The 12,387-nt window shown below is 57.2% G+C and carries 12 protein-coding genes and 1 other annotated feature; of the genes, 9 read left to right on the top strand and 3 right to left on the bottom strand.

Translation table 11 applies throughout. The features are described 5' to 3' along the window. The first annotated feature begins 51 nt into the window (after positions 1-51). On the top strand, positions 52-699 hold the full coding sequence (gpmB, locus tag C1Y42_RS13400) for a 2,3-diphosphoglycerate-dependent phosphoglycerate mutase GpmB (RefSeq protein ID WP_104093703.1): 648 nt from the start codon (positions 52-54) through the stop codon (positions 697-699). 250 nt (positions 700-949) lie between these two features. Here gpmB and robA read toward each other — a convergent pair whose 3' ends face one another. Beyond that, complete coding sequence (gene robA / locus C1Y42_RS13395) at positions 950-1,825, bottom strand: MDR efflux pump AcrAB transcriptional activator RobA (protein ID WP_021508651.1); 876 nt, start codon at positions 1,823-1,825, stop codon at positions 950-952. 193 nt (positions 1,826-2,018) lie between these two features. On the opposite strand from robA, the gene creA reads away from it, so the two are divergent. After that, a complete protein-coding gene (creA, locus tag C1Y42_RS13390) occupies positions 2,019-2,492 on the top strand; it encodes a protein CreA (RefSeq protein WP_022548913.1) in 474 nt (157 codons plus the stop codon). 50 nt (positions 2,493-2,542) lie between these two features. On the opposite strand, the gene arcA is transcribed toward creA, so the two are convergent. Continuing rightward, the gene (arcA, locus tag C1Y42_RS13385; RefSeq protein ID WP_021508652.1) at positions 2,543-3,259 is read right to left on the bottom strand and encodes a two-component system response regulator ArcA; all 717 of its coding nucleotides are present in this window, start codon (positions 3,257-3,259) and stop codon (positions 2,543-2,545) included. Positions 3,260-3,868: 609 nt separating this feature from the next. Here arcA and C1Y42_RS13380 point away from each other — a divergent pair. The 5 genes from C1Y42_RS13380 to thrC all read left to right on the top strand — a co-directional run bounded on the left by C1Y42_RS13380 (position 3,869) and on the right by thrC (position 9,598). Beyond that, on the top strand, positions 3,869-4,588 hold the full coding sequence (locus C1Y42_RS13380; protein ID WP_104093702.1) for a tRNA/rRNA methyltransferase: 720 nt from the start codon (positions 3,869-3,871) through the stop codon (positions 4,586-4,588). A gap of 171 nt (positions 4,589-4,759) precedes the next feature. After that, the gene (thrL, locus tag C1Y42_RS23750; RefSeq protein ID WP_128601299.1) at positions 4,760-4,831 is read left to right on the top strand and encodes a thr operon leader peptide; all 72 of its coding nucleotides are present in this window, start codon (positions 4,760-4,762) and stop codon (positions 4,829-4,831) included. Continuing rightward, positions 4,767-4,890, top strand: a sequence feature (Thr leader region). It overlaps the preceding gene by 65 nt. Positions 4,891-4,916: 26 nt before the next feature. Continuing rightward, a complete protein-coding gene (gene thrA / locus C1Y42_RS13370) occupies positions 4,917-7,379 on the top strand; it encodes a bifunctional aspartate kinase/homoserine dehydrogenase I (protein ID WP_021508654.1) in 2,463 nt (820 codons plus the stop codon). A 2-nt stretch (positions 7,380-7,381) separates the two neighbouring features. Further along, the gene (gene thrB / locus C1Y42_RS13365; RefSeq protein WP_104093879.1) at positions 7,382-8,311 is read left to right on the top strand and encodes a homoserine kinase; all 930 of its coding nucleotides are present in this window, start codon (positions 7,382-7,384) and stop codon (positions 8,309-8,311) included. A 3-nt stretch (positions 8,312-8,314) separates the two neighbouring features. Continuing rightward, positions 8,315-9,598 (top strand): threonine synthase, encoded by a 1,284-nt coding sequence (gene thrC / locus C1Y42_RS13360; protein WP_021508656.1) that lies wholly within the window; start codon positions 8,315-8,317, stop codon positions 9,596-9,598. Positions 9,599-9,717: 119 nt separating this feature from the next. Here thrC and yaaA read toward each other — a convergent pair whose 3' ends face one another. Continuing rightward, on the bottom strand, positions 9,718-10,491 hold the full coding sequence (gene yaaA, locus C1Y42_RS13355) for a peroxide stress protein YaaA (RefSeq protein ID WP_058757132.1): 774 nt from the start codon (positions 10,489-10,491) through the stop codon (positions 9,718-9,720). A 212-nt stretch (positions 10,492-10,703) separates the two neighbouring features. Between yaaA and tal the strand changes: the two genes are divergently transcribed. Next, complete coding sequence (gene tal, locus C1Y42_RS13350) at positions 10,704-11,657, top strand: transaldolase (RefSeq protein ID WP_058757131.1); 954 nt, start codon at positions 10,704-10,706, stop codon at positions 11,655-11,657. A 124-nt stretch (positions 11,658-11,781) separates the two neighbouring features. Beyond that, positions 11,782-12,369, top strand: a complete 588-nt coding sequence (mog, locus tag C1Y42_RS13345) for a molybdopterin adenylyltransferase (protein WP_059011780.1) — start codon at positions 11,782-11,784, stop codon at positions 12,367-12,369. Positions 12,370-12,387 lie beyond the last annotated feature (18 nt).

The raw sequence follows: 12,387 nt of genomic DNA, 5'->3' as shown, positions 1-12,387 counted from the left end.
AATTACCTGAACCCTCAAGACAAATTTGTCGCAGTATAACGGAAATTAAGCATGTTACAGGTCTATCTTGTTCGTCACGGTGAAACGGTTTGGAATGCGGCCCGACGCATTCAGGGGCAGTCCGACAGTCCGCTGACGGATAAAGGTGAGCAGCAGGCGCATCAGGTGGGCGAGCGCGTGAAATCGCTGGGCATTACTCACGTGATTGCCAGCGATTTAGGACGTACCCGGCGCACCGCGGAGATTATCGCTGATGCCTGCGGTTGTACGGTGACGCTCGATGCCCGCCTGCGCGAGCTCAATATGGGCTGTCTGGAGCAGCGTCCGCTCGACGGCCTGACGGCGGAAGAGGAGAGCTGGCGTAAAGCGCTGGTGGATGGCACCGAAGGCGGCCGGATTCCGGGTGGTGAGTCGATGGAAGAGATGGCGACGCGCATGCATGACGCGCTCAATGCCTGTCTCGATCTGCCGGCGGGTAGCCGCCCGCTGCTGGTGAGCCACGGCATGGCGCTGGGTGTGCTGGTGAGTACCATTCTGGGGCTGCCGGCCCATGCGGAGCGCCGTTTGCGTCTGCGTAACTGCTCGATTTCGCGCGTCGATCATCAGCAAAGCGCCTGGCTCGCCGCCGGCTGGGTGGTGGAGACGGCAGGCGATGTGTCGCATCTGGATGCCCCGGCGCTGGATGAGCTGCAGCGTTAATCGCGGTAGCGCATGGCGCAGAATGACCGCGTATCGGTGCGAATAAATGATCGCATATCGGTGCGCATCAATGCGCACCCTACGGGGTGCATGGGCAATGCGCATCGGCGACAAACGGTAGGGGCTTGTTGATGCGGTTGAATCGGTGCGCATCAATGCGCACCCTACGGGAGCACGGTCAGTACGCATCGGCGACAAACGGCGATGCTTCTGTAGGGTCGCCATTCATGGCGACCATCCGCACCGCCCGTTACTGCTGCGGACGAATCGGAATCAGATATTCGCAGCGAATCTCCATTGGCGGCTCGCTGCGCTTCTTGCCACCGTGCGTATAGAAACGCTCAATATCCTGGCCCTGACGGCGCACCAGGCCGAGGGTCGGCATACAGGTGCCGTACAGCAGCAGAATAAACTCCTGCAGCGCAGTGCGCGGTCCCTGATAGCTGAACTGCACATAATCCCCGGCTTCCAGAATCACGCTCTGGTTTGACTGCATGCTCAGCGCCTGCTGGTCGGCCGGCACCGCCGTGGTGTACAGAATCTCCTGCTCATCATCCTTCTCATGGCTGGCGCGTACCTGATGCAGGCCATACAGCACCGGTGGCACAGTATCGGTCTCCAGCAGGAACTGCTTCCAGAAGTGGATGCGCATCTCGTCGCGGTAGCTGGAGATCTGCTCCAGCGTACAGGTATAGCTTTGCGTTTGCCCCACCAGCACAGTTTCCGGCAGCGTGACGAACTGCGCTTGCGGCATCGGGTAATCATCGAGGCGAATCGGCGGGCGAATGCCGTACGAATTCCACTCCGACGAGCGGCGATACCACGCAGGTGTCTGATTGAACTGCTTTTTAAACGCGCGGGTAAAGGTTTGCTGCGAATCGAAGCGATACTGCAGCGCAATGTCGAGGATCGGCCGGCTGGTGAGACGCAGCGCGACGGCGGCCTTGGACAGCCGGCGGGCGCGGATATACGCGCCGATGGCGTGGCCAGTAACTTCCTTGAACATTCGCTGCAGGTGCCACTTGGAATAGCCCGCTTTTAGCGCAACGTTATCGAGCGAAAGGGGTTGATCCAGATGGCTTTCCAGCCAGACAAGCAAATCGCGAATGATACCGGCTTGGTCCATAAAACATCCTCATAACTCTCTGGTGGCGCAACGATGAAGTCACCGAATAGTAGCACGAATTGCACAACGGCGCGGGGGTGGTTTGCCAGTTAACTGTGCTACATCAATGCGGGTTGAAACCCGTTAGGTTTGGTTCTCGGTTCGATTAACAGTACATTACATTCACATCTATTCCGTTTGCAATGGTAACTCAATGACAATAGCTCGCAATCTTATAGTCACGCTGGCAACATTTATGTTGAGTCAGAGCGTGCTGGCCGAGGAGATCGGCTCCGTTGACACCGTATTCAAGATGTTTGGCCCCGATCATAAGATCGTGGTGGAAGCTTTCGACGACCCCGACGTTAAAAATGTAACCTGTTATATCAGCCGGGCAAAAACCGGCGGTATTAAGGGCGGACTGGGTCTGGCGGAAGATACTTCCGACGCGGCCATCTCCTGTCAGCAGGTGGGACCGATAGAGCTTAGCGATAAAATCGCGCAGGGCAAGGCGCAGGGTGAAGTGGTGTTTCGCAAACGCACTTCGCTGGTGTTTAAAAAGCTGCAGGTGGTGCGCTTCTTTGACCAGAAACGTCATGCGCTGGTGTACCTGAGCTATTCGGATAAAGTGGTCGATGGTTCACCGAAAAATGCGCTGAGCGCGGTGCCGATTATGCCGTGGCACTGAGCCGATAAAAAAACGCCCTGACGGGCGTTTTTTTGTTTCGCGACGGACGCTTAATCCTGCAGCTCGCCGCAGAAGCGGTAGCCTTCGCCGTGGATAGTGGCGATGATTTCCGGCGTATCCGGCGTCGACTCAAAGTGTTTGCGGATGCGGCGAATGGTGACATCCACCGTGCGGTCATGCGGCTTCAGCTCGCGACCGGTCATCTTCTTCAGCAGGTCAGCACGCGTCTGGATTTTGCCTGGGTTTTCACAGAAGTGCAGCATGGCGCGGAACTCACTGCGCGGCAGCTTGTACTGATCGCCGTTCGGGCTGATCAGCGAGCGGCTGTTAATATCCAGTTCCCAGCCGTTGAAGCGATAGCTCTCGACCTGACGGCGCTCTTCGCTCGGCATCGCCAGATTCATGGTACGCGACAGCAGGTTGCGCGCACGAATCGTCAGCTCACGTGGATTAAATGGCTTGGTGATGTAGTCGTCGGCACCGATCTCCAGACCGAGGATTTTATCCACTTCGTTATCACGGCCGGTGAGGAACATCAGGGCGACGTTAGCCTGTTCGCGCAGTTCACGCGCCAGCAGTAAACCGTTTTTGCCCGGCAGGTTGATATCCATAATCACCAGATTGACGTCGTTATCGGTCAAAACCTGATGCATCTCGGCGCCGTCGGTGGCTTCATAGACCACGTAACCTTCGGCCTCAAAAATACTTTTGAGGGTGTTACGCGTGACCAGTTCGTCTTCAACGATAAGAATGTGCGGGGTCTGCATGTTTCGCTACCTAAAATTTGCCAACAAATCGAAAACAGGGCGTACGGCGGTTGCCATAACTGTTCCACTGAACAGTGGGCCGTTCGCAACCGGTGTACGAAATGATCTTCGGAATACACCATCCATCTACGTCAACTTCAGTGTTAGCTCAGCCAGTCAGGATGAATATTTGCGTGCCCCGTGGGTATCGGACTGGCGCTTATCCTAACCGTATTAACAGCAACCTAACAGCACCAACAACAACCGATAAGCATAAAAACAACGCTTCGTTGACTTATATCAAATGCAAGTGTAGCACGTTAACACTTTTATGAAAAACTTCTACTGGAATGCCAGCTTAGCTCACAAAAAGCAGCATTTTCGCTACATTTCAGCTGCATCAGCGCAAAAGTAAAACCTGCAGGTAATAACTTTTCAATTGCATGAAAAATAATGTTTTAATATGGGTTTAGCGCATAAATTTTGCTTATTACGCATAATTACGCCTGCCCGGCATTTTTGCCCTGTTTTAACATCCTTAACATCTTATTTTCTCAGGCCCGTGCGGTTGGTATTTTGTCGCCTGCATGCCAACATAGGTCGGGTTATTAACCGTTCGATGGAAAAATCATGCATTTCCCCCTGATCCTTGTCTCACCCGCTCGCCCGGAGAATATCGGCGCGGCCGCCCGCGCCATGAAAACCATGGGATTTAGCGAGTTGCGTATTGTCGCCAGTGACGCCTGGCAGGATCCGGCCGCGCGGCGAGTGGCCCACGGCGCCGGTGAGATTCTTGACCATGTGAAAACCTATGACACGCTGAGCGCTGCGCTGGCGGATGTCGATTTTTCCGTGGCCACTACCGCCCGCAGCCGGGCGAAGTTTCGCTATTACGCCACGCCGGCGCAGGTCGAAACCATCCTGCAGGAGAAGCGTCAGTGGCTGAATCGCATCGCGCTGGTGTTTGGCCGTGAAGACAGCGGGCTGACTAATGAGGAGCTGGAACAGGTCGATCTGCTGACCGGCATTCCGATGGCGCAGGACTATCCTTCACTGAATCTCGGCCAGGCGGTGATGGTGTACTGCTATCAGCTGTCGGCGCTGCATCAGGTGGCAGCCGCGCCGGTTGAGGCGGCTAACGCGCAGCAGCTGCAGGCGCTGCGTCAGCGCTTTCATCAGCTGCTGGTGACGCTGGACGTCAGCAATGATGCCAAGCTGGCGGACTGGATCGATCAGCGCATCGGTCTGCTTGAGCAGCGCGACAGCGCCATGCTGCACCGTTTGCTGCACGACGTAGAAAAAAAACTTATAGATAATTGCTCGGGAAAACCGGCTCCGGACAGTGAGTGATCGGGCGTCTGTGACGCTGCCTGAACGATCGCAATCCGATTCGGCGTCTGCGGCGCAGTACTGCGCAGCAGCACCATTCGGGTGCAAAGACAAATTCGTTGACTTAACGTGCGCTTTGCTTTACTTCTGGAAGGCAGACGGACAAGACAAAGACAGACAGAAAAAATCTCAATGCGTAACCACAGCCTGAACACCACCATTATTATTACCACCACCATTACCACAGGTAACGGTGCGGGCTGACGCATACAGGAAAAACAAAAGAAAGAAGCCCGCACCTCAACAGTGCGGGCTTTTTTTTCGGCAAAAATTCAGGAGAGCTTCAATCATGCGAGTGCTGAAATTCGGCGGAACCTCGGTAGCCAATGCGGAACGTTTTCTCCGCGTGGCAGACATTCTGGAAAGCAATGCGCAACAGGGACAGGTTGCCACCGTGCTCTCTGCGCCGGCGAAAATCACCAATCATCTGGTAGCGATGATTGAGAAAACCATCAGCGGCCAGGATGCGCTGCCGAATATCAGCGATGCCGAACGCATTTTTGCCGAACTGCTGCAGGGGCTGGCCGATGCTCAGCCAGGTTTCGATTACGATGGCCTGAAAACCCGCGTTGAGCTGGAGTTTGCCCAGCTGAAACAGGTGCTGCACGGCATCAGCCTGCTGGGGCAGTGCCCGGATGCCGTCAACGCCGCCATTATCTGTCGCGGTGAGAAGCTGTCGATTGCCATCATGGAAGCGCTGCTGCAGGCGCGCGGCCACAAAGTGACGGTGATCGATCCGGTCGAGAAACTGCTGGCGGTGGGCCACTATCTTGAATCAACCGTAGATATCGCCGAATCCACCCGGCGTATCGCGGCCAGCCAGATCCCGACCGACCACATGATCCTGATGGCGGGCTTCACCGCCGGCAATGAGAAGGGCGAGCTGGTGGTGCTGGGGCGTAACGGCTCCGACTACTCGGCGGCCGTGCTGGCGGCGTGTCTGCGCGCGGACTGCTGTGAAATCTGGACCGATGTCGATGGCGTTTACACCTGCGATCCGCGTCAGGTACCGGATGCGCGTCTGCTGAAGTCGATGTCCTATCAGGAGGCGATGGAGCTCTCCTACTTTGGCGCCAAAGTGCTGCACCCGCGCACCATCGCGCCGATTGCTCAGTTCCAGATTCCGTGCTTAATCAAAAATACCGCCAATCCTCAGGCGCCGGGCACTCTGATTGGCGGCGAAGGCGAAGTGGATGAAAATCCGGTAAAAGGCATCACCAATCTGAATAACATGGCGATGTTTAACGTCTCCGGTCCGGGCATGAAAGGGATGGTGGGCATGGCGGCGCGCGTGTTTGCCGCGATGTCGCGCACCGGCATTTCCGTGGTGCTGATTACCCAATCCTCCTCCGAATACAGCATCAGCTTCTGCGTGCCGCAGAGCGAGCAGGCGCGCGCGCGTCGCGTGCTGGAAGAGGAATTCTACCTCGAACTGAAAGATGGCCTGCTCGATCCGCTCGACGTGCTGGAGCAGCTGGCGGTGATTTCGGTGGTGGGCGACGGCATGCGCACGCTGCGCGGCATCTCCGCTAAATTCTTCTCGGCGCTGGCACGCGCCAACATTAATATCGTGGCGATTGCCCAGGGCTCCTCTGAGCGCTCCATTTCGGTCGTGGTCAGCAACGATGACGTCACCACTGGTGTACGCGTGGTGCATCAGATGCTGTTCGCCACCGATCAGGTGATCGAAGTGTTTGTGGTGGGCGTCGGCGGCGTCGGTGGCGCGCTGCTTGAGCAGCTGCACCGTCAGCAGGCGTGGCTGAAGGGCAAGCATATCGATCTGCGCGTGTGCGGCATCGCCAATTCGCATGCGCTGCTGACTAATGTGCACGGCATCGACCTCAGCAACTGGAAGGCGGCGCTGGCGGAAGCCAAAGAGCCGTTTAACCTCGGCCGGCTGATTCGTCTGGTGAAAGAGTACCATCTGCTCAACCCGGTGATCGTCGACTGTACCTCCAGCCAGGCGGTGGCCGATCAGTACGCAGACTTCCTTGCCGAAGGTTTCCACGTGGTCACGCCGAATAAAAAGGCCAATACCTCGTCGTGGAATTACTACCAGCAGATGCGTGCGGCGGCGGCGAAATCGCGCCGTAAGTTCCTTTACGACACCAACGTCGGTGCCGGTCTGCCGGTGATTGAAAACCTGCAGAACCTGCTGAACGCCGGCGATGAGCTGATCAAATTCTCCGGCATCCTGTCGGGCTCGCTGTCGTTTATCTTCGGCAAGCTGGATGAGGGCGTGACGCTGTCCGAAGCCACCCGCATGGCGCGCGAGCTGGGCTTTACCGAGCCGGATCCGCGTGACGACCTGTCCGGTACTGACGTGGCGCGTAAGCTGCTGATTCTGGCGCGTGAGGCGGGTCATCAGCTGGAGCTGAGCGACATCGACATCGAACCGCTGCTGCCCGCCAGCCTGACGGACATCGCCGACGTCGATCAGTTTATGGCGCGGCTGCCGGAGCTGGACAACGCCTTTGCCGCGCGCGTTGCCAAAGCGCGTGATGAGGGTAAAGTGTTACGCTTCGTCGGCGCGATTGAAGAGGGCGGCGCCTGCAAAGTTAAAATCGATGCGGTGGACGGCAACGATCCGCTGTACAAAGTGAAGAACGGCGAAAACGCACTGGCGTTTTACAGCCGCTATTATCAGCCGATCCCGCTGGTTCTGCGCGGATATGGCGCGGGGAATGATGTCACCGCGGCGGGTGTGTTTGCCGATTTGCTGCGCACGCTGACGTGGAAGTTGGGAGTTTAATGATGGTAAAAATTTATGCACCGGCCTCGATAGGTAACGTCAGCGTCGGCTTTGATGTGCTGGGCGCGGCGGTTTCGCCGGTGGATGGCTCGCTGCTGGGCGACTGCGTGTCGGTCGAAGCGGCAGAGCAGTTTAGCCTGCAGAATAAAGGGCGCTTTGTCAGCAAACTGCCCGCCGATCCGCAGGAAAACATCGTTTACCAGTGCTGGCAGCGTTTCTGCCAGGCGATTGGTAAAGACGTTCCGGTGGCGATGACGCTGGAGAAAAACATGCCGATTGGCTCAGGCCTCGGTTCCAGCGCCTGCTCGGTGGTGGCCGGCCTGATGGCAATGAATGAGTTCTGCGGCCAGCCGCTTAACGATACCGAGCTGCTGGCGCTGATGGGCGAGCTGGAAGGGCGCATCTCCGGCAGCGTGCACTATGACAACGTCGCGCCGTGCTTCCTCGGCGGCGTACAGCTGATGATTGAAGAGAACGGGATCATCAGCCAGGAGGTGCCGTGCTTTGATGACTGGCTGTGGGTAATGGCTTATCCGGGCATCAAAGTCTCCACGGCGGAAGCACGCGCCATCCTGCCGGCGCAGTATCGCAAGCAGGATGCCATCAAACATGGTCGTCTGCTGGCCGGCTTTATTCACGCCTGCCACACCCGTCAGCCGCTGCTGGCGGCTAAACTGATGCAGGATGTGATCGCCGAGCCGTATCGCACCAAACTGCTGCCGGGCTTTGCGGAGGCGCGGCAGGCGGCCAGCGACATTGGCGCGCTGGCCTGCGGTATTTCGGGCTCTGGCCCGACACTTTTCGCCGTTTGCAACGAGATGGCAACGGCACAGCGGATGGCAGACTGGCTGAGCCAGCACTATCTGCAGAATGAGGAAGGCTTCGTCCATATCTGCCGTCTTGATACGGCTGGCGCACGTAAACTGGGATAACGCATGAAACTCTACAACCTTAAGGATCATAACGAGCAGGTTAGCTTCGCGCAGGCCGTGAAACAGGGCCTCGGCTCGCAGCAGGGGCTGTTTTTCCCGCTGGAACTGCCGGAATTCGAGCTGACCGACATTGATGCGATGCTGGAGATGGATTTCGTCAGCCGCAGCAGCAAGATTCTCTCTGCTTACATCGGCGATGAAATTGCCGCGCACCAGCTGGCCGAGCGCGTGAAGAACGCCTTTGCTTTCCCGGCACCGGTGAGCCAGGTGAGCGACGATGTGGCCTGCCTCGAACTGTTCCACGGTCCGACGCTGGCGTTTAAAGATTTCGGCGGGCGCTTTATGGCGCAGATGCTGTCGTACGTGTCTGGCGCGGATGAGCAGATCACCATTCTGACCGCGACCTCCGGCGATACCGGCGCAGCGGTGGCGCACGCGTTCTACGGCATGGAAAACGTGCGCGTGGTCATCCTGTATCCGCAGGGCAAAATCAGTCCGCTGCAGGAGAAGCTGTTCTGTACGCTGGGCGGCAACATTGAAACCATCGCGATCGACGGCGACTTCGATGCCTGCCAGGCGCTGGTTAAGCAGGCGTTTGATGACGAAGAGTTGAAGAAAGCCATCGGCCTGAACTCGGCTAACTCCATCAATATCAGCCGTCTGCTGGCACAGATTTGCTATTACTTCGAGGCGGTCGCGCAACTGCCGCAGGAGAAACGTAATCAGCTGGTGGTGTCGGTGCCAAGCGGTAACTTTGGCGATCTCACGGCCGGTCTGCTGGCGAAATCGCTCGGTCTGCCGATCAAGCGCTTTATCGCCGCGACCAACGCCAACGATACCGTGCCGCGCTTCCTTGCCGACGGTCAGTGGCAGCCGAACGCGACCGTGGCAACGCTGTCGAACGCGATGGATGTCAGCCAGCCTAACAACTGGCCGCGTGTGGAAGAGCTGTTCCGCCGCAAAACCTGGCGCCTGACCGATCTGGCCTACGGCGCGGTGTCGGATGAGACCACCAAAGCCACCATGCGCGAGCTGGCAGAGCTGGGTTACCTGTCAGAACCGCACGCGGCGATTGCCTATCGTCTGCTGCGCGATCAGCTGCAGGAAGGGGAGTTTGGCCTGTTCCTCGGCACCGCGCATCCGGCGAAGTTTAAGGAGAGCGTGGAAGAGATTCTCGGCCAGCCGCTGCCGCTGCCGGAAGCGCTGGCCGCGCGCGCCGATTTGCCGCTGCTGTCGCATGCCATGAAGGCGGATTTCGCCGCGCTGCGGGCGTTTTTGCTGAAGTAAATATCTTACGGGCCGGTCACATCGGCCCGTTATGCATTTTTCTGGCGGCGCGATTTAACGCGCGGGTTTTTAACAGACGCGCAATGATTTGCGCCGCTACGATTCAGGTGAAGCTGGCGTTATTGCTCGCGGCGCTTAAATACCAGCTCGTTACCCTTACTCTCCGCCGCATCAAAGAAATAACCGTCAACATCAAACTTCTTCAGCTGCGTCGGTTTCGTCAGGCGCTTCTCAATCACATAACGGCTCATCAGGCCACGCGCCTTCTTGGCGTAGAAACTGATCACCTTGAACTTACCGTTTTTCTCATCGAGGAACACCGGCTTAACCAGCTCGGCATTCAGCTGCTTCGGCTTGATGGCTTTAAAATACTCATCGGAGGCGAGGTTGATCAGCACGTCATCGCCCTGTTCCGCCAGCGCGTCGTTGAGCTTTTGCGTCAGCAGGTCGCCCCAGAAGCTGTAGAGATCTTTGCCGGCCGGATTCGCCAGTTTGATGCCCATCTCTAAGCGGTACGGCTGCATCAAATCCAGCGGGCGCAGCAGGCCGTACAGGCCCGAAAGCATGCGCAGGTGTTTTTGGGCAAAATCAAAGTCGGCTTCGCTGAAGGTCTCTGCCTGCAAACCGGTATAAACATCACCTTTGAAGGCCAGAATTGCCTGCCGCGCATTATCGGGTGAGAAGGGCGGCTGCCACTGGCTGAAACGGTCGGCGTTGAGGTGCGCCAGTTTGTCGCTGATGCCCATCAGCGAAGCGATTTGCGCCGGGGAAAGATCGCGCGCCACGTCAATCAGCTGCTGTGATTTTTCTAACAGCGCCGGTTGGGTAAACCGTGACGTTGCCAGCGGGCTTTCATAATCCAGTGTCTTGGCTGGCGAGATAACCATCAGCATTGTGTCTGTCCTCGTTGACCCGCTGTATTCAGGGGATGGATGGGAAAAATGTCGCGACGAGTGTAGCAAAAAAGCTGCACAGATCGGCAAATCGCTCCCATTTGTTAGCGCTATCGTAAAGGGCACGCGGCGATGTTGCGCCGCTTAGCCTGCGTGATATTATCGCAACAGCCTTTTACACCCTGACAGTCAACTTAAGAGAAAAGAGAACCATGACGGACAAACTTACTTCCTTGCGTCAGCTGACTACTGTGGTCGCCGACACCGGTGATATCGCGGCAATGAAACTCTACCAACCGCAGGATGCCACCACTAACCCTTCTTTGATCCTCAACGCTGCGCAAATCCCTGAATACCGCAAACTGATTGACGAAGCCATTAGCTGGGCACGTCAGCAGAGCAGCAACAAAGAAGAGCAGCTGGCGCTGGTTTCTGACAAGCTGGCCGTCAACATTGGTCTGGAAATTCTCAAACTGATCCCGGGACGTATCTCTACTGAAGTTGACGCGCGACTCTCTTACGACACCGAAGCGAGCATCGCGAAAGCACGCAGCCTGATCAAACTGTACAACGATGCCGGCATCAGCAACGATCGTATCCTGATCAAACTGGCCTCAACCTGGCAGGGCATCCGCGCGGCGGAGCAGCTGGAGAAAGAAGGCATCAACTGTAACCTGACGCTGCTGTTCTCCTTCGCCCAGGCGCGTGCCTGTGCCGAAGCGGGCGTGTTCCTGATTTCGCCATTTGTTGGCCGTATCCTCGACTGGTACAAGCAGAACACCGACAAGAAAGAGTACGCAGCGCATGAAGATCCAGGCGTGGTATCCGTGTCTGAGATCTACAACTACTACAAGCAGCACGGCTATGAAACCGTGGTGATGGGCGCCAGCTTCCGTAACGTCGGCGAAATCATTGAGCTGGCCGGTTGCGACCGCCTGACTATCTCTCCAGGCCTGCTGAAAGAGCTGGCCGAGAGCGAAGGCAGCGTAGAGCGTAAACTGAGCTACAGCGGCGAAGTGAAAGCGCGTCCGGCTAAAATGACCGAAGCGGAATTCCTGTGGCAGCACAACCAGGATCCAATGGCGGTGACCAAACTGGCCGAAGGTATCCGCAACTTTGCCATCGACCAGGGCAAACTTGAGAAGATGATCGCCGAACTGCTGTAAGGTGATGTGCCGTGGCGGCTGCCGGTCGCCACGGTTTTCGCGTTTCCCTCGCTGATGCTTTGTATTATCCTTTCTGCCATTCCCCTTTTTCTCACCGCCCCGCGGTCAACACAGCGATAACTCTATGGATACTTTACGTATTGGCTTAATTTCCGTGTCCGATCGGGCCGCTAACGGCATCTATCAGGATCAGGGCATTCCGGCGCTGGAAAGCTGGCTTAGCGCTGCGCTGGCGACACCGTTTGAGATTGAAACCCGCCTGGTTCCGGATGAACAGCCGATGATTGAGCAGGCGATTTGCGAGCTGGTCGACGAACGTTTTTGCCACCTGGTGCTGACCACCGGCGGTACCGGTCCGGCCCGGCGCGACGTCACGCCGGATGCGACCTTAGCGGTAGCCGACCGCGAGATGCCCGGCTTTGGCGAGCAGATGCGGCAGATCAGCCTGCAGTTTGTGCCGACCGCGATTCTGTCACGCCAGGTGGGCGTGATCCGCAAGCAGTCGCTGATCCTCAATCTGCCGGGACAGCCGAAATCGATTAAAGAGACGCTGGAAGGGTTGAAAGCGGATGACGGTACGGTGAAAGTGCCAGGGATTTTCGCGGCTGTACCCTATTGTTTACAGCTGCTGGAAGGGCCTTACGTCGAAACCCACCCGGAAATGGTAGCAGCTTTTCGCCCGAAAAGCGCACGGCGTGAGACAAACGTCTGAAAATTGCCGTTTTCAGGC

It is taken from the genome of Pantoea sp. ICBG 985, assembly GCF_002928365.1.
GTDB lineage: Bacteria > Pseudomonadota > Gammaproteobacteria > Enterobacterales > Enterobacteriaceae > Pantoea > Pantoea dispersa.
Note: the sequence above shows the minus strand (reverse complement) of the source record. Positions and strands in the feature narration are given on the sequence as shown.

Bases quoted from the DNA above. Each gene is read 5' to 3' on its own strand.
- gpmB (WP_104093703.1), top strand. From the start codon at position 52: ATGTTACAGGTCTATCTTGTTCGTCACGGTGAAACGGTTTGGAATGCG.
- robA (WP_021508651.1), bottom strand. From the start codon at position 1,825: ATGGACCAAGCCGGTATCATTCGCGATTTGCTTGTCTGGCTGGAAAGC.
- creA (WP_022548913.1), top strand. From the start codon at position 2,019: ATGACAATAGCTCGCAATCTTATAGTCACGCTGGCAACATTTATGTTG.
- arcA (WP_021508652.1), bottom strand. From the start codon at position 3,259: ATGCAGACCCCGCACATTCTTATCGTTGAAGACGAACTGGTCACGCGT.
- C1Y42_RS13380 (WP_104093702.1), top strand. From the start codon at position 3,869: ATGCATTTCCCCCTGATCCTTGTCTCACCCGCTCGCCCGGAGAATATC.
- thrA (WP_021508654.1), top strand. From the start codon at position 4,917: ATGCGAGTGCTGAAATTCGGCGGAACCTCGGTAGCCAATGCGGAACGT.
- thrB (WP_104093879.1), top strand. From the start codon at position 7,382: ATGGTAAAAATTTATGCACCGGCCTCGATAGGTAACGTCAGCGTCGGC.
- thrC (WP_021508656.1), top strand. From the start codon at position 8,315: ATGAAACTCTACAACCTTAAGGATCATAACGAGCAGGTTAGCTTCGCG.
- yaaA (WP_058757132.1), bottom strand. From the start codon at position 10,491: ATGCTGATGGTTATCTCGCCAGCCAAGACACTGGATTATGAAAGCCCG.
- tal (WP_058757131.1), top strand. From the start codon at position 10,704: ATGACGGACAAACTTACTTCCTTGCGTCAGCTGACTACTGTGGTCGCC.
- mog (WP_059011780.1), top strand. From the start codon at position 11,782: ATGGATACTTTACGTATTGGCTTAATTTCCGTGTCCGATCGGGCCGCT.